Raw genomic sequence first — 22,767 nt, 5'->3', positions numbered from 1 at the left:
GAAAATGAAAGCAGTATTATTTGTCGGGCATGGAAGTAGAGATTCTGAAGGGAATAAGCAAATTTTGGAGTTTGTTGAAGGATTTTTGCCTGAATTAAGTCCATTGGTTTTATATGAAACTTGCTTTTTGGAATTTGCTCGGCCAGATATTGAGAAAGGCATTCAAAACTGTGTGGATAAAGGAGCAACATCCATTGCGCTTATTCCACTAATGCTGTTGCAGGCCGGTCATTCCAAAATTCATATACCGGCCGCGATAGATGCAGCAAAAATAAAGTACCCGGATGTAACGTTTACATATGGAAAACCGATCGGGATTCATTATGAAACATCTGTTATTTTACGTGACCGTCTGAAGGATGCGGGTGTGAATCCGGATGAAGCAGGAGAAGATGACGCAGTCATTTTGCTCGGACGTGGCGGCAGCGATGTGGATGCGAATAGTGATTTATGCAAAATTGCCCGAATTCTCTGGGAAAAATCTGATTTTGAAACAGTGGAACCGGCTTTTTATGGCGTAACGAATCCGTCACTTCCACAGGCTGTTGAGAAAGCTAATAAATTAGGTGCGAGAAAAATCACCATTTTGCCTTACTTTTTATTCACTGGCGTACTAATCAAACGCATTGAGGAAGATATTAAAACATTTAACACTCAGTATCCTCACATTCAATTTGTACTGGCAAATTATTTTGGATTTCATCCAAAGCTCAAAACGATTATTGCCGACCGGATTGATGAAGCGCTTGGCGAGTCCGTCGTTATGAACTGTGATACATGTCAGTACAGGTTTGAAGCGGGTGAACATCACCATCACCATCATCACCATGATCATGACCACGATCATGAACATGATCACACCCACGACCATGAGGATCATCACCATGACCATCAACATAAGGAAGAGGCGGTTCAATGATTTTCTTTTTAGCCGGGACAAGCGATGCGCGTGAACTGGCCGTCATGCTTCAGAAAACAGGCCGTCAAGTGACGGCTTCCGTTGTCACGGAAAATGCAGCCGCAGAACTCGAATCTGCCGGTATTAACGCTAAGACGGGAAGACTTGATGCAGAAGAAATGGCCGCAGTTTTGCTGACGGGTTATACAGCTGTTATTGATGCGAGTCATCCTTTTGCGGAAGAAGCATCAAAAAATGCAATTGAAGCTGCAGAAAAAGCAGGTATCCCTTATATTCGTTATGAGCGCGCTGGAACGGAGATTGATGAACATCCACTCGTCACACGTGTCGATACGTACGAACAGGCGGCAGACGCAGCGGCAGAAAAAGGCGGTGTAGTGATGCTGACGACGGGCAGCAAGACATTGCAGGTGTTTACAAAAAAACTGCTGCCACTAGCGGACATCCGTCTCATTGCAAGAATGCTGCCACGGCTCGACAATATGGAAAAATGCGCGGCGCTTGGTGTCCAGCAAAAAAATATTGTTGCGATGCAGGGGCCTTTTACGAAGGAACTTGATTCAGCTCTTTACCGTCATTATAACGTTAAGACGACGGTTATGAAGGAAAGCGGGGCAATTGGAGCGGTCGCGGAGAAAATCGAAGCAGCGGTATCATTGGGTATTGAAACCATTGTCATTTCGCGTCCGCCTGTTGACTATCCAAATCAATGCGAAACCTTTGAAGAAGTAATCAATACATTAACTCGCCTGGAGGAAAATTAAATGGATTTTAAAACTGCGTTTGTGCCGGAAACAGTGAAACCGATGGAAATCGAAAGCCTGAGCTTTTCAATGATTGATGAAGAATTTGGCCCCCACGATTTGTCGCCGGAAGAATATGCTGTTGTACAGCGTGTTATTCATGCATGCGCTGATTTTGACCTTGGAAAAAGTGTATTGTTTCACCCGGATGCAATTAAGTCCGGCATTCAAGCAATTCGCAACGGTGCTCGTGTCATTTGTGATGTGCAAATGATTCAGTCTGGTGTCTCAAAACCACGAATTGAGAAGTTTGGCGGTTCGGTCAACGTCTATATTTCCGACGAAGACGTAATGAAAGAAGCGAAAGAGCTTGGTTTGACACGTGCAATTGTTTCAATGAGAAAAGCAGCTGCGCTCGGTGATGGTGGCATTTATGCAATTGGCAATGCACCAACGGCACTCTTGGAAATTATCCGACTAGCAAAAGAAGGCCTAGCAAAACCGGATTTAATTATCGGAATGCCGGTTGGATTTGTGTCAGCAGCAGAGTCAAAAGAAGAACTCGCAAAACTGGATATTCCATTTATTACAAACATCGGTCGTAAAGGTGGCAGCACAGTAACTGTTGCAGCACTGAATGCACTGTCGCTGCTTGCAGTAAAATGAAGCCTGTTCCGGATAAACCACTTCGTACCGGGTATACAACGGGTACGTGTGCGACAGCGGCAACAAAATTGGCACTTCAGACTCTCATTACCGGCACTAGGCAGGAATCGGTATCCGTCTATTTGCCGGCTAAACAATGGGCACACTTTTCACCGGAATTTATTGAAGTGAAGGAAAGCAGCGTAAAAGCAGGGGTTAAAAAAGATGCCGGAGATGATCCAGATGTGACGCATGGGGCGGTGATCTGTGCAGAAGTGAGCTGGGCCAGTGAACCGGGCATTCATCTTGATGGAGGAGAAGGGGTTGGCAGAGCAACGAAACCAGGTCTAGATGTTCAACCCGGTGAGGCCGCTATTAATCCTGTGCCCCGCCGTATGATTTTGGAGGCGGTAGATGAATTGCTTGGGGAATGTGGCCCGGGCAAAGGGGTTTCCGTCGTCATTTCCATCCCGAATGGGGAAGAACTAGCCAAAAAAACTTTAAATGCACGCCTTGGAATTTTGGGGGGCTTATCCATTTTGGGAACGAGTGGGATTGTGCGTCCTTTTTCGACGTCGGCTTTTCGAGCAAGTATTGTAAAAGCAATTGAAGTGGCTGTTGCATCCGGCTGCAAACATGTTGCGGCGACAACTGGCGGACGCAGTGAAAAGTTTGCAATGGAATATTTAACCGAATTACCAGAAGAAGCTTTTATCGAAATGGGTGATTTTGTCGGCTTTACGCTAAAGCATTGCAAGCGGCTCGGTATTGAAAAAGTAACGCTTGCCGGCATGCCAGGTAAATTTTCAAAAGTTGCACAGGGTGTCATGATGGTTCATTCGAAGAGTGCCCCGGTTGATATGAACTTTTTGGCGGAAATGGCAAAAGAAGCAGGAGCAACAGCAGAGGAAATAGAGGAAGTAAAAAGCGCCAATACAGCGACTCATGCAGCAGAAATGATGGCGGCTTATCCGGAATTCTTCACCATTTTATGCCGGAACTGCTCTGAACATTCAGCTCGTGAGGCAAGGGGCGGTTTATGCGTTGAAACATTGCTGTTTGCGATGAAAGGACAGTTGCTCGGAAAGGCGGAATATTGTGAGTAACATACATATTATCGGCATCGGTGCGGGAGGAGCAGATGGACTTCATCCACGTGAGATCGATGTCATTCATAAGAGTGATTTGTTAGCAGGCGGGCAGCGCCAGTTGTCTTATTTTCCTGATTATCAAGGAGAGAAATTTGAAATCAAAGGGAACTTGCGCGAACTGAAAGACAGGCTGAGAAGAGAAACAAAGCAGGTGGTTGTCCTCGCATCTGGTGATCCGCTTTTTTACGGGATAGGTGCGTATTTATCAGGTGACATTGAAGCAAACATTGTGCCTCATCCGTCAAGTGTACAGCTCGCATTTGCCCGAATGAACGAATCGTGGCAAAACGCGAAGATCATTAGCGTTCACGGCCGGTCTATGACAGGGCTTGCACAAAGAATTGACGGTGAAGAAAAAATCGCGCTCCTAACCGATGAAACAAATTCTCCGGATGCGATTGCCCGGTATTTGCTCGATTTTCATTTGGCAGAGTATGACGCGTTTGTTGCAGAAAACATTGGCGCTCAAGATGAAAGATGCAGGCATCTTACACTTGAAGAGATGGCTGATGCGCATTTTTCGTCACTGAATGTCGTGATCTTGAAGAAAAATCGCCCATCTAAACAGTGGCCTACAGGGATTCCAGATGATGAATTTGATCAGCGCAAGCCGGATAAAGGGTTAATTACGAAACGCGATGTCCGCATTCTTACAATCGGCCGTATGAACATTAAACGGGACAGCGTTGTATGGGATATTGGCACATGCACGGGTTCAATCGCGATTGAAGCAGCAAAAATCGCCAGAAACGGCGCGGTGTTTGCCGTAGAAAAAAATGAAGCGGATCTAGCCAATGCACAGGCTAATTTTAAAAAATTCCGTACCGATGTCACACTTGTTCACGCAAAGGCACCTGATGGACTAGATTCATTTCCTGATCCGGATTGCGTGTTTATGGGCGGAACGGCAGGCAACATGGACAAGCTTATTCAGACGTGTGCAGACCGGTTAAAACCGGGCGGCACAATCGTGTTAAACGCAGTGACAATTGAAAATATGTCTAAAGCACATAAGCTGTTAAAAGAAGCAGGATTTGACGTTGACATTGCACTTGCGCAAGTTTCGCTTTCAAAACCGATTTTAAATATGACGCGCTTTGATGCGCAAAATCCCGTCTACATTATTTGTGCGACGAGAAAAGAGGAACAAACATGACAGGTATTTTATATGGGATCGGCGCAGGGCCTGGTGATCCGGAACTCTTGACGGTAAAAGCATTCCGCATATTGTCGGAAAGCAAAGTGATCGCATTTCCAAAAAAGCGCTCCGGGGAAAAAAGTTATGCCAGACAAATTATTGATGCGTACATTGATCCGTCAGAAAAAGACATGCTTGGCCTGGTGTTTCCAATGACGAAAGATCCAGTAATTTTAGACCGTGAATGGAATAAAGCAGCCGAAGCAGTGGCCGAGAAATTACAAGCCGGCCATAACGTTGCCTTTGTAACGGAAGGTGATCCGATGCTGTATAGCACATTTATTCATATGAAGAACGTGCTACTGAAGAAATTGCCCGAGGTAAAAACAGTGGTTATTCCTGGAATATCATCTGTTAACGGAGCTGCGGCGAGACTGAACCTGCCGCTCGCAGACGGTGATGAACATGTAGCGATTATTCCGGCAACGGACGACCGGGAAGCACTGAAAAGAGCAATCGAACAGCATGACTGTGTTATTTTCTTAAAAGTGGCGAAAGTGGCGTCATTGATCTCGAGTGTCATTCGTGAACTTGGGCTCGAACAAAATGCCCATGCTGTCACAAAGGTAACATCCAGTGATGAAGTAATCTGGACGCTCGATGAATTTGAACGGGCTGAACCAAATTATTTAACGCTCATGGTGGTGAAGAAAAAATGAAAATTTACATAGTTGGAGCAGGTCCAGGCGCACCTGATTTAATTACGGTGCGCGGCATGAAACTTTTGCAGGAAGCGGACGTTATTTTATATGCAGATTCACTCGTCAATGAAGAATTAATGAATGATTGCAAACCGGATGCAGTCGTGTTAAAAACAGCCGGAATGCATTTAGAAGAAATGGTCGAGACCATGACGGACTATGTGAAGGATGGAAAGAAAGTCGTCCGGCTTCATACAGGTGACCCGTCAGTGTATGGGGCTATTATTGAACAGATCGCCCTGTTAAATGAAGCGGGTATTGAAGCGGAAATCGTGCCAGGGGTTAGTTCTGTATTTGCAGCCGCAGCGGCAGCCGGCGCCGAATTAACCATACCGGATGTGACCCAGACGGTTATTTTAACTAGAGCAGAAGGCCGCACCCCAGTACCTGAAAAAGAACAGCTGAAAGATCTTGCAAAACATGAGTGCACGATTGCGTTTTTCTTGAGCGCAACGTTAACGAAAAAAGTGACGCGTGAACTTGTAGAAGCAGGCTGGTCAGCAGACACACCTGCTGCGGTTGTATATCGGGCGACATGGCCTGATCAAAAAATTGTTAGAACAACAATTGCGGAACTAGATGCAGCGATGCGTGAAAATGGTATTCGCAAGCAGGCGATGATTTTAGCGGGGAAAGCGCTTGATCCGGATATTGGCAAATTAGGCCACCGTTCAAAGCTGTACGATAAAACATTTACTCACGGATTTCGGAAAGGGCTTAAACAATGAAGGTTGCCATTGCATCAATCACCAAACATGGAACCGAGACAGGGCGCAGGTTAGCCGATACCATTCCAAATGCCGACCTTTATTATATGTCTAAATTTCGCCGCGGGGATGAAGAAGAAAAAGGCATTACACTGTTTGACGGTTCAGTCCGCCTTATTCTCCCGGACCTGTTTCAAAAGTATGACGGCATCGTATTAATTATTTCACTCGGAGCCGTTGTGCGAATGATTGCACCGATTTTAAAGGATAAAAAAACGGATCCGGCTGTTGTCGTACTGGATGATCGGGCGGAACATGCCATCAGCGTATTATCAGGTCATATCGGCGGCGCAAATGAGCTTACACATAAAGTGGCAGCCTTAACAGGTGCCCGACCGGTCATAACAACCGCATCAGATGTACAAAAAACGATTCCGGTTGATATGTTTGGCCGAGAGTTCGGATGGAAATTTGAATATGACAAGTATTTGACTCAGGCAGCTGCTGCTGTTGTGAACGAAGAACCGATTCTTGTCGTACAGGAATCAGGGGAGACAAACTGGTGGAAGCATGACAGGAAAATGCCTGATCATATTCGAACTGCTTCTTCCGTTGAAGAAGCGATTCGTACACCTCATAACGCCGCGCTTGTTGTTACTCACCGCTTGATAGCTGAAGAGGAATTATCAGGTCTTCGTTATCCGGTTGTATACCGGCCAAAATCAATCGTGATCGGCATCGGGTGCAACCGTGGTACAGGAATTGCTGAAATAGAAGCAGTCGTCAATGAAACATTAGAGTCTTTGTCATTTTCAAAAAATAGTGTGAAAGCAATCGCTTCAATTGATCTAAAAAAAGATGAGCAAGGGATTTTAGAATTATCGGGGCAAAATAACTGGCCATTCGTTACGTATAAAGCGGAAGAATTAAACAAAGCACCAATGAAAGAAAAATCAGATACTGTTTATCAATATACAGGTGCATACGGTGTGAGTGAACCGGCGGCGTTTCTTGCATCAAACGGCGGTGAAGTTGTCCTTCATAAGAAAAAAAGCGGCAACGTGACAATTTCGGTTGCAATATTCAGGGAGGAAAAATAATGACGAAGCGTATTGTCATTGCGGGAACAGGAAGCGGTTCAGGAAAAACGACAGTAACGCTCGCATTGCTCGGCGCATTGATGCGCCGGAATTTATCTGTGCAGCCCTTCAAGTGCGGTCCAGATTACATTGATCCGACATATCATACAGCGATTTGCGGTCGACTGTCACGCAGCCTTGACAGCTGGATGGGCGATGCGGACACTATGACAGCTATTTTTAAACGTGCGTCATTCGATGCGGATATTTCCGTTATTGAAGGTGTTATGGGTATGTTTGATGGGAAAAACCCACTTCTTGATGACGGAAGTACTGCTGATATTAGTCGTATTCTGGATGCGCCAGTTTTGCTTGTGATCGATGCGTCTGGCACCGCGAGAAGTGCAGCCGCCATCGTTAAAGGGTTTCAATCAATGGCTCCCGGTCGAATCAAAGGTGTGATCGCTAATAAAACGGGCAGTGCCAGCCATTTCAAGATAATAGAACAGGCTGTTATGCAGGAATGCGGCATCCCAGTTATCGGCCATTTAAATAAAATGCCGGGTGTCACCATGCCTGAACGTCATCTTGGCCTTGTCCCGGCAGTGGAACGGGGTGATTTGAACGATCTATTTGATACACTAGCAGATGCGGCGGAAAAAACAATCGACATTGAACAGTTGTTAGCAATTGCACAGACAACTGATCTGCCGCCAGTTCAGTCTGCTCTATTTGAAAGTGAACATGGACAACCTGTTACGATTGCTGTCGCAAAAGATTCAGCTTTTCATTTTTATTATGAAGAAAATATCGAAATTCTCCGGTCTCTTGGCGCTAATATTCACTATTTTTCACCGCTTGCTGGGGAACTGATCCCGGACGATGCTGATGCTTTGTATATAGGCGGGGGGTTTCCGGAAGAATTCGCGCCATTGCTTGCTGCACAGTGTGAAGCTCGAAAATCGATTAAACGGGCGGTGGAGTCGGGAATGCCAACTCTTGCCGAATGCGGCGGATTTATGTTTTTGACAGATGAACTCATGACAGTCGACAATCATGTCTATCCCATGTGCGGTATAATACCGGGCCGTACGATCATGAAAACTACCCGTGCAGCACTCGGATACCGAGAGATGACAGCCTTAACTGGCGCATGGCTTCCAGACGGGCTGACAGTAAAAGGGCATGAGTTTCACTATTCCGTTTTCGAACCATCTTCAACTGTCGTCCCGGCATATCAATCAGCTGGAAGATTCGGCGCAAAGCCGGATGGGTGTATACGATACAATGCTGTAACGGGCTATGCCCACATTTATTTTCCTTCAAACAAAGATTTTGCTGCAGCATTTGTCTCAGCAGCCCGTGCATTTACACGAAAAGAGGTAACGATATGAAGAAGTTTATGATCATTTTTACGCTCGTTTTCTTTTTCTGGATTAACTCCTTTACGGAACCGGCTGCCATGCATATTATGGAAGGATTCCTTCCTGTATGGTGGACTGTGTTCTGGTGGGTGGTTACGATTCCGTTTATTATTTGGGGTTTAAAAACATTAAAAACAGCAATCGATAAAAACCCTGAAGCGAAACTCATGATCGGTTTTGCAGGTGCATTTGCATTCGTCTTGTCTGCATTGAAAATTCCATCAGTGACTGGCAGCAGTTCTCATCCAGTTGGGACAGCACTTGGAACGATGTTATTTGGTCCGGCAGCTATGACGGTACTTGGCACCATTGTGTTATTGTTTCAGGCGCTTTTGCTAGCACATGGGGGCATTACGACGCTAGGAGCAAATGCCTTTTCTATGGCAGTTGCCGGTCCTTTCGCAGCATATGCCGTATACCGTTTATTGAAAAAAGCAGGAGTGAAAACCGGCGTGAATGCTTTTTTCACAGCGTTTTCTGCAAATATTGTCACGTACTCTGTGACCTCTCTACAACTTGCACTCGCTTTTCCATCTGAATCAGGCGGTGTTTTTGCATCGTTTCTTGAGTTTGCCGGTATTTTTGCGGTGACTCAACTTTCGCTTGCGGTTTGTGAAGGCCTCTTGACTGCAGTCGCTGTCAATTGGCTTGAAAAACACCGGACTTCGCTAAAAGGAGTGAATTTTTCATGAAAAATCTAGCACTTGTTCTTTTTGCAGTGGCGATTGCTGTGATCCCCCTGTTTATGTGGCAAGACAGCGAGTTTGGTGGAGCTGATGGTCAAGCTGAAGAATTAATTACTGCCATTCAATCAGACTATGAACCATGGGCGAATCCGCTTTTTGAACCGCCAGGTGGTGAAACAGAGAGTCTCCTTTTTTCATTGCAGGCAGCCATTGGTGCGGGTGTAATCGGGTACGTCATTGGGACTGTAAGGGCACGGGCAAAAAGGGAAAAACTATGAATATAATTGACCGTACGGCGAATATCAGCCGTTTTGCACGTATCCACCCGGGTGAAAAAGCCGCTATATGTTTCCCGTTGCTTTTTCTTTCTATTATTTGGCGGGACCCCGGAATGGCGATTTTCACCGTAATCGCTTCGTTGTTTTTTGCCCTATTAAGCGGTGTATCACTATTTTTATATATTCGATTATTAATTGCGCCGGCCGCGTTTATTTTGGCCGGCGTTTTGCCAATTGCTTTTTCATTTAATGGCTGGCTGTCTGTATCCACGGATGATAAGTCCATTTATACAGCATTAACGACTGCTTGTGCTGCTTTTGCGGGAGCAGCTTCAGTATACGCATTTATACTTACGACACCATTTACGCAAATTGTCTGGCTGATGAAAAAATGTAAACTCCCTTCACTTTTTGTCGACATCACGTTCCTTGTATATCGATTTATTTTTCAGTTATGGGAAAAAAAGAACGAGGTTATACAGGCGCAAATGCTGCGCTCCGGGCGACCTGGCGTTCAAATGGCGGCAAGAGCGGCTGTGCATATTTTTACATCAACTTTATTGGAAATGAATGAAAGGCAAAATGCCGCTCTTTTGCGAGGCGGGCTTGATTACATTCCCTCTGCGGAATGGAAATCGTTCTGGAGGAAAAAGAAATGATTGAACTGCAAAATGTTTACTCTTCATACCCGGATGGTACAGAAGTATTAAAGCAAATAAACCTTACCATAAAAAAAGGAGCCAAAATAGCTGTTCTTGGAGCGAGTGGTTCAGGAAAGTCGACTCTTTTTCACCATTTCACCGGTTTAGTGCGGCCTTATAAAGGAACGGTTTCTTTAAATGGAGAGGTACTCACTTATAAAAAGAAACAGCTCCAGGAATGGAGGAGAAAAATCGGTTTTGTCATGCAAAATCCAGATATGCAGCTGTTTGCACCGACAGTTGAGGAAGACATCATGTACGGGCCGCTGCAGCTAGGCTGGACAATGAGCGAAGCAAAAAATGCCTCGTTTGAAGCGATGGAAGCGTGCGGAATACTCCCGCTTCGATATAAACCGCCACATGCGCTCAGCATGGGGGAAAAAAAGCGGGCGGCCATAGCCGGTGTTGCCGCGATGAATCCGGATGTCTTCATTTTAGACGAACCGGAAGCGGGACTTGATCCTGCTAACGTAAAAAAGCTGACAGCATTGATTAATGATTTTCACAACAGGGGCAAAACCGTCATTGTTTCAACTCATCATGTTGATTTTGCTTATGAATGGGCAGACCAGTTCATTATTTTAGACAAGGGAAGACTCATAAGACATGACACCGCCTCAATTGTATTCAGCGAAACGCTTCCACCGGGAATAGAAGTGCCATGGGCATATGAAATTGGCCGCATAAACGGATCGAAACCATTGACGAAGACAGATGCACTTCAAGTTATTCGGGACTTAATGACAAAAATGTAATATTATTTTTAGGAAAAGGGTTGTGTTCTAATTTGGGATTGATTACACTTATGAAATGTAATTAACAACCAAAATATGTGCCGAATAGCAGGGGATGCAACATGAAAAAGAAAAAAATGATTTTAGCAATGCTTGTTAGTATGGCAATGTTTGTCTTAACGATCGCTGCCAATCTGATTGTGACTGCGTCAAAAACGGATGAAGATGCACTTGTTTGGGCGACTGAAGTAAAAAAGTCATCATATGATGGTGTAGCCATTAAGACGAAAGCAGCAGAAGAAGAGCTGTACAACATGGCTGTTCATTATCCAGTGTTTTCGATAGCGGCACTTGATGAGCAGATTGAACAGTATGTAAAGACAAAAGAAAGTCAATTTTTTTCAGAAATGGATGCTATGAGTGATGACGCATTAGTTGAGCACTCTGCATCGTTTTCACTAACATTTCGACTTATTTCTGCAGGAGAAGGTTTTTATAGCATAATATTTATGGTAGATTCATATACAGGAAATGGGAGTCATAAGATCTCAAAAGATACGTTGATGGCTGATGTGATCGCCAAAAAGTTTGTTGCCGGCCGTGAATTGTTTATCAACCCAGATAAAGCTGCCCGGGCCTTAATAACGCCCGTTCAGAATTCTCTTCCTCAAGGTGATCATCTGAGTGAAGATATTGCTCATAGTTTCGCAGGTGATCAGGCACTTGCAAATATTTTTATAGAAGAAAACGACGTTGTATTTCCGATAAAAAGTGGAGAGACAATGGATGCTAGAATGCCTATAAAAAAAATAAAACCTTACATGAAAAAAGAATGGCGGGACCGGTTTGCCGTGAGTATGACAAATGAACAGCTACAGGCACCAGATGCTCCACCGAAAACAGCTGTTGAAGCAAGGCATATTCATGTGAAAAAAGTGGCACTTACATTTGATGATGGCCCAAATCCAGACAGTACCACTGCTATTTTGAGTGTCCTGAAAAAATATGATGCGAAAGCAACCTTTTATGTACTTGGAAGTCGAGTTGATTTTTTTCCAGAACTTGTTGAACGGATGGCGCAAGAGGGACACGAAATCGGAAATCATTCCTGGAGTCATAAAGATTTTACAAAAATTCCACCCTCATCAGTTCAAAAAGAACTTGACATGACGGCTGCAGCTGTTGAAAAAGCAGCTGGTGTCTCGCCTTTGACCGTTCGGCCACCATATGGTGCAACAAATAAAAACGTAAATCAAATTCTGGGAGCACCGCCCATTCTTTGGTCAGTTGATACACTGGACTGGAAATCGCACAATCCGAAATCCATATATAATATTGTAAAACAGAATGCAAAAGACGGTTCGATCATTTTAATGCATGACATTCACAAAACGACAGCCGATGCACTAGAAGAAATAATTATTTATCTTCAAAACCAAGGATATGAACTTGTTACGGTGGATGAACTTTATTAATATTCCAGCTCAGAATACACTAGGCTGGTTTTTTTGTTAAATGGAAAACGAACATGGTATGATAAGGAAAATATCACTCTCTATTATAGGAGGTGTGTGCTCCGTTAACGGAGCTCGTCATTGGAGATCATTAATTTACTCGGTGTCGCGCTATTAATTGCACTGACCGCATTTTTTGTGGCGGCAGAATTTGCGATCGTGAAACTGCGGACCACACGTGTTGATCAACTCGTCGCGGAAGAAAAACCCGGTGCAGCAGCAGCGAAACAAGTCACAACACATCTCGATGAATATTTATCAGCCTGTCAGCTGGGTATAACAATTACTGCGCTCGGTCTTGGCTGGCTCGGTGAACCGACAGTTGAACGTCTTCTTCACCCGCTTTTTGAGCGGTTTGATCTAGCTTCGTCTGTGACAACACTTTTGTCATTTGCCATTGCTTTTTCGACTGTAACGTTTTTGCACGTCGTCGTTGGTGAACTTGCACCTAAAACGCTGGCGATCCAAAAAGCAGAAGCTGTTACACTTGCTCTTGCTGTCCCGTTGATCTGGTTTTACCGTATTATGTTTCCGTTTATATGGGTATTAAATGGTTCAGCTCGTCTTCTTGTCGGTCTTTTTGGACTGAAGCCTGCGTCTGAATATGAATCTGTTCATACAGAAGAAGAATGGCGTATGCTGCTGTCCGAAAGTTATAAAAGCGGTGAAATTAATCAGAACGAATTGAAGTATGTAAATAATATTTTTAAATTTGATGAGCGGATGGCTAAAGAAATAATGGTACCGCGAACGGAAATGGTGAGTCTGTCGATCGAAGACCCGATGAGTGCAGTGCTGGCGGTCGTGAAAGAAGAAAAATATACTCGTTATCCCGTAATTGAGGGGGAAAAAGACAATGTCATTGGAATGGTTAACTTTAAAGAAATTTTAACCGTTGTAGTTAGAGAAGAACCTTATCCAAAAGTAGAGCCGCTGCGACAGTTTATTAAACCGGTTATCCGGGTGTTTGAGAACATTCTCATTCATGATTTACTTGTAAAAATGCAAAAAGAGCGGACGCATATGGCGGTTCTAATTGATGAATACGGTGGTACATCCGGTCTTGTCACGGTAGAGGATATTTTAGAGGAAATAGTCGGAGAGATCCAGGATGAATTTGATACAGATGAAATTGCTGAAGTACGGAAAGTGAATGACGGTCATTACTTATTTAATTCAAAAGTGCTGATTGGGGAAGTAAATGATCTTCTTGGCACAGAATTGAGTGATGAAGGTGTTGATACGCTCGGCGGCTGGTTTTTGACGGAAAAAATTGATGCAAAACTACATGATATGATCGAATCAGATGGCTGGAACTTTAAAGTGATAGATATAGACGGTCACCATATCTTGTATATAGAAGCAGCAAAACCCGCCTAAGGCGGGTTTTGTTTGTTGGCGGTCATAACTGGGCCGGAAACAGTTGCCGGAGTGCGAAAAAAGGTGTAAGATGACTAGAATGAAGTGCGATGGAAAAGCAAAGGGAGTAGTAAATATGTCACGATATGAAGACGACAGTCTTGCCTTGCATACCGACCTTTATCAAATTAATATGGCCGAAACGTACTGGCACGACGGCATCCATACAAAAAAAGCAGTCTTTGAATTATATTTTCGTAAACTTCCATTTGGAAATGGCTACGGTATTTTTGCAGGTCTCGAAAAAATAGTTGATTATCTTGAAAAGTTTCATTTTACTGAAAGCGATATCGGATACTTGCGGGACCTGGGTTATCAAGAGGATTTTTTATCTTATTTAAAAGATATGCGATTTACGGGGACGTTAAAGAGTATGAATGAAGGTGAGCTTGTTTTCGCAAATGAGCCCATTTTACGTGTGGAGGCACCATTGGCGGAAGCGCAAATCATTGAAACAGCGCTTCTCAATATTGTGAATTACCAAACATTAATTGCCACGAAAGCATCTCGGATTAAGCAGGTTCTCGGGGAAGAAACGGCAATGGAGTTTGGTTCACGGCGAGCTCATGAAATGGATGCAGCCGTATGGGGAACACGGGCAGCCTATATAGGCGGATTTGATGCAACGAGCAATGTCCGTGCCGGAAAGCTGTTCGGCATCCCTGTATCAGGCACCCACGCTCATGCACTCGTTCAGACGTATCAAGATGAATATACAGCTTTCCATAAATATGCGGAGCGTCACCGTGACTGTGTTTTCCTGGTAGATACGTATGACACGCTTAAATCGGGCGTTCCAAGCGCCATTCAGGTGGCAAGAGAGCTCGGCGATCAAATTAACTTTATCGGCATTCGTCTTGATAGCGGTGACATGGCCTACTTGTCAAAAGAAGCGCGTAAAATGCTTGATGACGCAGGGTTTGAAGATGCACATATTGTTGCTTCAAATGACCTCGATGAATATACGATAATGAATTTAAAAGCAGAAGGTGCAAAAATTGATATATGGGGAATCGGCACAAAAGTGATCACTGCTTATGACCAGGCAGCTCTTGGTGCGGTATACAAATTAGTTTCCATTGAAGATGATTCTGGAATTATGAAAGACAGAATTAAATTATCGGCCAATCCAGAAAAAGTAACGACACCGGGACTGAAACGTGTATATCGGATCGTTAATAAAATAAGCGGTAAGGCTGAAGGAGATTATATCGCGCTTGACAATGAAGAACCTCAGATGGAAGAAAAGTTGAAAATGTTTCATCCTGTCCATACATTTATCAGCAAATTTGTGACGGATTTTGAAGCACGTGAACTTCATGATTATATTTTTGTAAACGGTGTCCGCGTTTATGATTTACCGGATATTGAAACAATTCGCAGACTGGCGAAAGAAAATCTCAAACTTCTTTGGAATGAGTATAAAAGAGCATTGAATCCGGAAGAATATCCCGTTGATTTAAGCCAGAACTGCTGGGATAACAAAATGAAAAATATTGAAGCAGCTAAAATTCAGCATCATTGCCTTGTCCAAAAAAGATGACCCCATATCCGGAGTCATCTTTTTTGTCGAGTAATCTTTGCCCGGATGACATACAATGATTATAATTGATGGAAGGGGCGGCAATCACGTGAAGCAGCTCATTTTTCCTTCCTTATATTATGAAAACACTTTAATTCTGTTTCCAACAATCTTCCTGTCACGGTAGTATGCGTTATTAATCAGAAAATTCCTTCTTTATGCAAATTTCATTCACTTTTTATGTATTAATCAAGCAAATACTGCCAAAAATAGTGAATAGCTATGCATAAAAATTAACTTTTTATCAAAAATGTTTGATATTTATGCAGGATCGAGTTATTATTTTACTATACAAAAAAAGATAAGGGGTTTTTACCATGACATATTCATTTAAAAAAGCAGCCGTTGCGATGGCTGCGAGTTGTGCTCTTCTTTTAGCAGCATGCGGTGGCAATGAGGAAGAAAAGAGCGGTTCAGGTTCAGAAGACAAAAAGGTATTAAACGTTGGAACAGAGGCAACGTTTGCGCCGTTTGAATTCATGGATAAAGGAGAAGTATCAGGGTTTGACGTGGATCTTCTTAATGCGGCAGCTGAGGAAGCAGGTTATCAAGTCAATATTCAAAATACTGGATGGGATTCAATGCTTGCTGGCCTTCAAAGCGGGCAGCTTGACATCGGTATGTCTGGTATTACGATTACAGACGAAAGAAAAGAAACATATGATTTTTCTATTCCATATTTTGAATCCGTCACAATGATTGCGTTTAAAGAAGGAACAGACATTGCGTCGGCAGATGATTTAAAAGGCAAAAAAGTTGGTGTTCAAAATGCAACAACAGGCCAGTTTGCGGCAGAATCAATCATCGGAAAAAATGACAGTTCAATTTCTAAATATGAAACCGCGGCCTTAATGTTCCAGGCACTTCAAAGCGGGGATGTTGAAGCAGTTGTAACGGATATCGCTGTAGCAGTTGAATACGCTAAGTCAAATCCGGATGCTGATGTTGAAACAATTACAGACAAACAGTTTGTACCTGAATATTATGGCATTGCCTTCCCGAAAGGCAGCGAATATAAAGCAGAATTTGACGAGGCGTTAAATACACTTTATGAAAATGGGACATATGAAGAAATTTATGAAAAATGGTTTGAAGAATCTCCGGATATGGAAACATTAAAACAAGCAGCGAAATAAAGAAAAACGGCTGTCCATTAATATACGGACAGCCGTTTTCTATGATAGAAAGGAGAAAAATATGGACTTTCGTTTTGACATTGTAACCGATTATATGCCTTTCTTCTTAAAGGGAATGGGCATTACAATCGGAGTTTCACTTGCTGGGGTTTTGATCGGCCTTATTTTAGGGCTGCTGATTGCTCTTGGGAAAATGTCCTCGAACAAATGGATTCAGCTTCCATTCAATATTTACATTAATATTTTTAGAGGGACGCCTCTGCTCGTGCAATTATTAATTATACACTTTGGTATTGTGCCATTGTTTATGTCACCATCTAACCCGCTCGTATCTCTTGTCATTGGTCTTTCGTTAAACTCGGCCGCGTACATTGCAGAGATTTTCCGTGCAGGAATTCAGTCGATTGATAAAGGACAGATGGAAGCAGCACGCTCACTCGGCATGACGCGTGTGCAGGCGATGAAACTTGTTATTTTGCCACAGGCGGTGAAGCGTGTTATTCCGCCGCTCGGAAATGAATTTATCGTTTTATTAAAAGAATCGTCGCTCGGTTCCGTTTTGGCGGCACCGGAGCTCATGTACTGGGGCCGTGCGGCAGCAGGTGAGTATATTCGTGTGTGGGAGCCGTATATTACCGTTGCACTTATTTATTTAGTACTGACACTATCACTGACATACTTAATGAATTACGTTGAAAGGAGAATGAGCACCGATGATCAGCGTTAAGAATTTAAAAAAATCATTTGGCGAGAATGAAGTGCTAAAAGACATTTCAATGGATGTAGATCCACAGGAAGTCGTGGTCGTCATCGGGCCATCCGGTTCCGGGAAATCAACGTTTATCCGCTGCTTAAACATGCTGGAGACGATCAATGGCGGCCATGTTGTGATTGATGGAAAAGATTTAACGGATAAAAAAACGAATATTAACGACGTACGTACAAATGTAGGCATGGTGTTCCAGCATTTTAATTTGTTTCCACATAAAACAATTCTAGATAATATTACACTTGCACCGATTAATGTACGTGGAATAAATAAAAAAGAAGCGGAACAAAAAGCGTTGGCACTACTTGCAAAAGTAGGACTTTCAGAAAAAGCATCCGCTTATCCAGACTCCCTTTCCGGTGGTCAAAAGCAGCGTGTGGCGATTGCCCGGGCACTTGCGATGGAGCCAAAAGTGATGCTTTTTGATGAACCGACATCTGCGCTTGATCCGGAAATGGTCGGGGAAGTATTAGAGGTTATGAAACAGCTGGCGAAAGATGGTATGACCATGATTGTTGTTACGCATGAAATGGGCTTTGCCCGTGAAGTAGGCGACCGTGTTATTTTTATGGACAATGGGTTCATCGTTGAACAAAACGAACCGAAAGCGCTGTTTGACGACCCTCAGCATGAGCGGACAAAAGCATTTTTAAGTAAAGTATTGTAGTCAAAACATTATAGGGTTAGGTTTAGAGAGGCTGCAGCAATAGTCGTCATTGAAAACGGACGATGGGCAGCCTTATTTTTATGCGCAAAAATGGAGCGCAACAGGTATTTATATTTATCGTTATTTGTTAAAAAAAATGTTTTTCCTTTAAAATAAAAAAAATAAACTTCAACTATTCTGTGAATTAGATTGACTTAAAACCCACTTAACATATAGGATTAATATAGGTGTTGAAAACATAAAAGTTGGACGTTTCTTTGCCAAGTAGGAATCCTGCTTTTCAAAGTTCTTATAAAGCGGCAAAACAATTATGTCAAAAAGTCGGGAATATTGTCATTTGGATTGCTATAATAAAGTTCGAAGCAGAATGAATCAATTATTCTCTTAAAGTACGAAGAATGTATCATTTATTTTTTTGTGAGGTGGATATCGTTGCAACTTCAAGTATTGAACAGTCCTTTTAATCAGGAGCAGGCAGAGCTCCTTAACAGTCTTCTGCCGACCTTGACAGAATCACAAAAAGTCTGGCTTTGCGGCTATTTGGCCGCGTCTCAGTCTGCTTCTGTTCAAGTTACAACAGAAGCGCCGCCGGAAGTAAATCCCGCGGCAAGCACTGGACAGACAGTCTCAAAAGAAGTAACCATTCTTTACGGGTCACAGTCCGGCAACGCGAAGGGGCTTGCTGATCATGCAGGCAAGACACTTGAAGGGCAGGGCTTTCAAGTAACCGTCTCATCCATGAGCGATTTTAAACAGAATAACTTGAAGAAAGTCCAAAACCTGCTTATTGTCGTAAGCACGCATGGAGAAGGTGACCCGCCGGATAACGCGCTTTCGTTCCATGAGTTTTTACATGGCCGACGGGCACCGAAATTGGACGGGCTCCGTTTTTCTGTTTTGGCGCTGGGTGACAGTTCGTATGAATTTTTCTGCGAAACAGGAAAAGAATTCGATAAGCGTCTTGAAGAGCTTGGCGGAGAACGCATTGTACCGCGTGTTGACTGTGATCTTGACTTTGATGAACCTGCAGCGGAATGGCTTGATAGTGTCCTAACCGCTTTAAGTGAATCACAGGCGGCAGGAAGCGTTGCTGCTCCAGCTTCAGCACCAACGGCAGCAGCTGGTGAAACAGTTTATTCCAGAACCAATCCGTTCCATGCGGAAGTGCTCGAAAACTTGAACTTAAATGGACGCGGTTCCAACAAAGAAACACGACACCTGGAAATTTCGCTTGAAGGATCCGGGCTAACGTATCAGCCGGGTGATGCACTTGGCATTTATCCGCAAAATGATCCGAAACTTGTAGATGAGCTTATACAAGCATTAAATTGGAATCCGGATGAAAAGGTTACAATCAATAAACAAGGTGAAGTTAGTTCATTGCGGGATGCTTTTACATCGCATTTTGAAATTACCGTTTTAACAAAACCTCTTATTGAAAAAACGGCTCAGTTAACCGGGATCGATGCATTGCAAGAATTAATGGCAGCCGAAAACGGGGAAAAGCTAAAAAACTATATAGAAGGACGCGACTTGCTTGACTTGGTTAAAGACTTCGGTCCGTTTAGCGTATCTCCTCAGGAGTTTGTGGATCTTTTACGCAAAATGCCGGCACGTCTTTATTCAATCGCAAGCAGTATATCCGCGAATCCGGATGAAGTGCATTTAACAATCGGTGCTGTCCGTTATAATTCGAACGGGCGCGACCGGAGCGGTGTATGCTCGGTTTTATGTGCGGAACGTCTAGAACCAGGTGATACGCTGCCGGTTTACATTCAGCATAATCAAAACTTTAAGCTGCCTGAGAACACGGATGCGCCTGTTATTATGGTGGGGCCGGGCACAGGTATTGCGCCGTTCCGATCATTCTTGCAAGAGCGTGAAGAAGCAGGAGCATCAGGGAAATCATGGCTATTCTTTGGCGACCAGCATTTCGTGACAGATTTCCTTTACCAGACGGAATTCCAAAAGTGGCTAAAAGACGGCGTTTTGACAAAAATGGATGTTGCATTCTCACGCGATTCAAATGAAAAAGTATATGTTCAGCACCGTATGCTTGAACATAGCAAAGAACTATATGAGTGGCTTCAAGAAGGAGCAGTGCTTTATATTTGCGGCGATGAGAAAAATATGGCTCATGACGTCCATAATACTCTCATAGAGATTCTCGAAAAAGAAGGCAATATGAGCCGTGAAAAAGCGGAAGCATATGTTGCTGATATGCAGCAGCAAAAACGTTACCAGCGGGATGTATACTGATTTTAGTTTGAAAGGAGAAAAACAACATGGTGAATCCAATTTTAAAAGCGCCGGAAGGCCCTCCAAGCGATGTTGAAGACATTAAAGAAAGAAGTAATTATTTGCGCGGCACACTGAAAGAAGTGATGCTGGATCGGATTAGCGCCGGTATTCCCGATGACGATAACCGTCTTATGAAACATCATGGAAGCTATTTGCAGGATGACCGGGATCTCCGCAATGAGCGACAAAAGCAAAAACTCGAACCAGCGTATCAGTTCATGCTGCGTGTTCGCTTACCAGGTGGCGTGGCTACATCAGCTCAATGGCTTGTCATGGACGACCTTGCCCAAAAATACGGCAACGGCACATTAAAACTGACAACACGCGAGACGTTTCAAATGCATGGTATTTTAAAATGGAATATGAAAAAAACGATTCAGGAAATCCATGCGACTATGCTTGATACGATTGCGGCTTGCGGCGATGTAAACCGCAACGTTATGTGTGCATCGAATCCATATCAATCAGAAATTCATTCTGAAGTATATGAATGGTCAAAACAATTGAGCGATTATTTACTGCCGCGCACAAGAGCGTACCACGAAATTTGGCTGGATGAAGAAAAAGTAGCGGGTACACCGGAGGCGGAAGAAGTTGAACCAATGTATGGACCGCTTTATTTGCCGCGTAAATTCAAAATTGGCATTGCGGTTCCGCCGTCCAATGACATTGATGTTTTTTCACAAGATCTTGGCTTCATTGCAATTGTGGAAAACGATCAGTTGATAGGCTTTAACGTGGCGATCGGCGGAGGTATGGGTATGTCACATGGTGACAAAGCGACGTATCCGCAGCTCGCTAAAGTAATCGGCTTCTGTACACCAGACAAAATTTTGGATGTGGCGGAAAAAGTCATTACAATTCAGCGCGATTATGGAAATCGTTCTGTCCGCAAAAATGCCCGGTTTAAGTATACAGTTGACCGCCTCGGGCTTGAAACAGTCAAGGCTGAACTTGAAAACCGCCTAGGCTGGAGCCTGGATGAAGCAAAACAATATCATTTCGATAATAATGGCGACCGCTATGGCTGGGCAAAAGGCTTAAATGGAAAATGGCATTTTACACTGTTTGTTGAAGGCGGGCGCATTGCGGATTTTGATGATTACAAGCTGATGACTGGTTTGCGCGAAATTGCCAAAATCCATAATGGAGAATTCCGTCTAACGGCCAACCAAAACCTGATCCTTTCCAATGTTTCAAGCCAGAAAAAGAAACAGATTAGCCAATTGATCGAACAATATGGTTTAACGGATGGCAAACATTATTCAGCAATCCGACGCAGCTCAATAGCGTGCGTTGCTCTTCCGACATGTGGTCTTGCAATGGCGGAAGCAGAGCGTTACCTGCCGACGCTGATGGACAAAATTGAAGAAATCGTTGATGAAAACGGTCTTCGTGACAAAGAAATTACCATTCGCATGACTGGATGCCCGAACGGCTGTGCACGTCATGCGCTTGGCGAAATCGGCTTTATTGGCAAAGCGCCGGGCAAATATAACATGTACTTGGGTGCTGCACATGACGGCAGCCGCTTAAGCAAAATGCACCGCGAAAACATAGGTGAAGAAGAGATTTTGAACGAACTGCGTGTTCTTCTTCCCCGATATGCGAAAGAACGGCAGGAAGGCGAGCACTTCGGTGATTTTGTCATTCGCGCCGGTATCATCAATGCAACGACAGACGGCACAAATTTTCATGATTAAACTGTGGCGGGCAAATTTCCTCAGTATTTAAAATGATATTTTATTTATCCGGCAAGTAATGTAAAAGTACCATAAGAATTAGATGAAGCAGGGACCCATTTCGGGCCCTGCTTTTTTTAGAAAAAACAAGGCTTCATTCCTTCCCTGGTAGACGCATGGAACCTCATAATATCTTCCCTATCTTTATAAATACCATCTCTTTCTCTTTTAGAAACTCTATGAGTGTCCGCAGGAAAACAGTCCTCAGTGGACGTACTGACTCTAAAAGAAAAGTGAGTATTTTGTTACAATTCTTACTCAATGCATAAAAAAGGTTGTAATTTGACATGTAATCGATTACAATTAGTTTCGTAAACAATATACAGACGTAAACAGAAAAAATCCTTAAGAATGAAAGTTTAGCTATAACAAGTTAATTGATTCTATGTATGGCTATTAAAATTAAAAAGCAATTTTTTGAGGATTGTTTGTAATCGATTACATATTTATTTTTTAAAACTATTCATTAAATTCCAATTTAATGAAACATTTTACAAAAAAATTAGTTTTATTGTAATCGATTACAGTTGGTTTGATCTTTTCAACTGTTTATTACATGTATATTTATTTTTATGAAGTAAGTAAGCGTCATCATTTTAAAAAAATAGCGCAATGGAGGAAACGTATATGAAAAAGTTAAACGTAGGAATGATTGGCGGAGGATTCATGGG

21 protein-coding genes are annotated in these 22,767 nt (G+C 43.3%); all 21 read left to right on the top strand.

Annotation, left to right across the window (positions count from 1 at the left end; all coding sequences use genetic code 11):
- Positions 1–4: 4 nt before the first annotated feature.
- A complete protein-coding gene (locus tag BTO28_RS10635) occupies positions 5–919 on the top strand; it encodes a sirohydrochlorin chelatase (protein WP_076766062.1) in 915 nt (304 codons plus the stop codon).
- Positions 916–1,683 carry a precorrin-6A reductase gene (gene cobK / locus BTO28_RS10630; RefSeq protein ID WP_076766060.1) on the top strand — a complete coding sequence of 256 codons (768 nt, stop codon included), beginning with the start codon at positions 916–918 and terminating at the stop codon, positions 1,681–1,683. The genes BTO28_RS10635 and cobK overlap by 4 nt, the downstream gene beginning before the upstream one ends.
- Positions 1,684–2,328 carry a precorrin-8X methylmutase gene (locus BTO28_RS10625; protein WP_076766058.1) on the top strand — a complete coding sequence of 215 codons (645 nt, stop codon included), beginning with the start codon at positions 1,684–1,686 and terminating at the stop codon, positions 2,326–2,328.
- Positions 2,325–3,413, top strand: coding sequence for a cobalt-precorrin-5B (C(1))-methyltransferase (locus tag BTO28_RS10620; protein ID WP_076766056.1), 1,089 nt, complete (start codon positions 2,325–2,327; stop codon positions 3,411–3,413). The genes BTO28_RS10625 and BTO28_RS10620 overlap by 4 nt, the downstream gene beginning before the upstream one ends.
- Positions 3,406–4,614, top strand: coding sequence for a bifunctional cobalt-precorrin-7 (C(5))-methyltransferase/cobalt-precorrin-6B (C(15))-methyltransferase (locus tag BTO28_RS10615; protein ID WP_076766054.1), 1,209 nt, complete (start codon positions 3,406–3,408; stop codon positions 4,612–4,614). Before BTO28_RS10620 ends, BTO28_RS10615 begins: the two co-directional genes overlap by 8 nt.
- The gene (cobI, locus tag BTO28_RS10610) at positions 4,611–5,315 is read left to right on the top strand and encodes a precorrin-2 C(20)-methyltransferase (RefSeq protein ID WP_076766052.1); all 705 of its coding nucleotides are present in this window, start codon (positions 4,611–4,613) and stop codon (positions 5,313–5,315) included. The genes BTO28_RS10615 and cobI overlap by 4 nt, the downstream gene beginning before the upstream one ends.
- Positions 5,312–6,085, top strand: coding sequence for a precorrin-4 C(11)-methyltransferase (gene cobM, locus BTO28_RS10605; protein ID WP_076766050.1), 774 nt, complete (start codon positions 5,312–5,314; stop codon positions 6,083–6,085). Before cobI ends, cobM begins: the two co-directional genes overlap by 4 nt.
- Positions 6,082–7,164, top strand: coding sequence for a cobalt-precorrin 5A hydrolase (locus tag BTO28_RS10600; protein WP_076766048.1), 1,083 nt, complete (start codon positions 6,082–6,084; stop codon positions 7,162–7,164). The genes cobM and BTO28_RS10600 overlap by 4 nt, the downstream gene beginning before the upstream one ends.
- Complete coding sequence (locus BTO28_RS10595) at positions 7,164–8,537, top strand: cobyrinate a,c-diamide synthase (protein WP_076766046.1); 1,374 nt, start codon at positions 7,164–7,166, stop codon at positions 8,535–8,537. The genes BTO28_RS10600 and BTO28_RS10595 overlap by 1 nt, the downstream gene beginning before the upstream one ends.
- Positions 8,534–9,259, top strand: coding sequence for an energy-coupling factor ABC transporter permease (locus tag BTO28_RS10590; protein WP_076766044.1), 726 nt, complete (start codon positions 8,534–8,536; stop codon positions 9,257–9,259). The genes BTO28_RS10595 and BTO28_RS10590 overlap by 4 nt, the downstream gene beginning before the upstream one ends.
- On the top strand, positions 9,256–9,531 hold the full coding sequence (locus BTO28_RS10585) for an energy-coupling factor ABC transporter substrate-binding protein (protein WP_076766042.1): 276 nt from the start codon (positions 9,256–9,258) through the stop codon (positions 9,529–9,531). The genes BTO28_RS10590 and BTO28_RS10585 overlap by 4 nt, the downstream gene beginning before the upstream one ends.
- Complete coding sequence (locus BTO28_RS10580) at positions 9,528–10,190, top strand: energy-coupling factor transporter transmembrane component T family protein (protein ID WP_076766040.1); 663 nt, start codon at positions 9,528–9,530, stop codon at positions 10,188–10,190. The genes BTO28_RS10585 and BTO28_RS10580 overlap by 4 nt, the downstream gene beginning before the upstream one ends.
- Positions 10,187–10,987 (top strand): energy-coupling factor ABC transporter ATP-binding protein, encoded by an 801-nt coding sequence (locus BTO28_RS10575; protein ID WP_158068813.1) that lies wholly within the window; start codon positions 10,187–10,189, stop codon positions 10,985–10,987. Before BTO28_RS10580 ends, BTO28_RS10575 begins: the two co-directional genes overlap by 4 nt.
- A 101-nt stretch (positions 10,988–11,088) precedes the next feature.
- Complete coding sequence (locus tag BTO28_RS10570; RefSeq protein ID WP_076766036.1) at positions 11,089–12,441, top strand: polysaccharide deacetylase family protein; 1,353 nt, start codon at positions 11,089–11,091, stop codon at positions 12,439–12,441.
- A gap of 120 nt (positions 12,442–12,561) precedes the next feature.
- The gene (locus BTO28_RS10565; RefSeq protein WP_076766034.1) at positions 12,562–13,860 is read left to right on the top strand and encodes a hemolysin family protein; all 1,299 of its coding nucleotides are present in this window, start codon (positions 12,562–12,564) and stop codon (positions 13,858–13,860) included.
- A 115-nt stretch (positions 13,861–13,975) separates the two neighbouring features.
- Positions 13,976–15,442, top strand: coding sequence for a nicotinate phosphoribosyltransferase (locus BTO28_RS10560; RefSeq protein WP_076766032.1), 1,467 nt, complete (start codon positions 13,976–13,978; stop codon positions 15,440–15,442).
- Positions 15,443–15,798: 356 nt separating this feature from the next.
- Complete coding sequence (locus BTO28_RS10555) at positions 15,799–16,617, top strand: basic amino acid ABC transporter substrate-binding protein (RefSeq protein ID WP_076766030.1); 819 nt, start codon at positions 15,799–15,801, stop codon at positions 16,615–16,617.
- Between the two features lie 61 nt (positions 16,618–16,678).
- The gene (locus BTO28_RS10550; protein ID WP_076766028.1) at positions 16,679–17,344 is read left to right on the top strand and encodes an amino acid ABC transporter permease; all 666 of its coding nucleotides are present in this window, start codon (positions 16,679–16,681) and stop codon (positions 17,342–17,344) included.
- On the top strand, positions 17,331–18,053 hold the full coding sequence (locus tag BTO28_RS10545; RefSeq protein ID WP_076766027.1) for an amino acid ABC transporter ATP-binding protein: 723 nt from the start codon (positions 17,331–17,333) through the stop codon (positions 18,051–18,053). The genes BTO28_RS10550 and BTO28_RS10545 overlap by 14 nt, the downstream gene beginning before the upstream one ends.
- 432 nt (positions 18,054–18,485) lie before the next feature.
- Complete coding sequence (locus BTO28_RS10540; RefSeq protein ID WP_076766026.1) at positions 18,486–20,312, top strand: assimilatory sulfite reductase (NADPH) flavoprotein subunit; 1,827 nt, start codon at positions 18,486–18,488, stop codon at positions 20,310–20,312.
- Positions 20,313–20,338: 26 nt separating this feature from the next.
- On the top strand, positions 20,339–22,057 hold the full coding sequence (gene cysI, locus BTO28_RS10535) for an assimilatory sulfite reductase (NADPH) hemoprotein subunit (protein ID WP_076766024.1): 1,719 nt from the start codon (positions 20,339–20,341) through the stop codon (positions 22,055–22,057).
- Positions 22,058–22,767: the final 710 nt, after the last annotated feature.

This window comes from Domibacillus epiphyticus (assembly GCF_001975785.1).
In the GTDB taxonomy this organism is placed as follows: Bacteria; Bacillota; Bacilli; order Bacillales; family Domibacillaceae; genus Domibacillus; species Domibacillus epiphyticus.
This window is presented reverse-complemented; position numbering and strand designations above follow the sequence as displayed.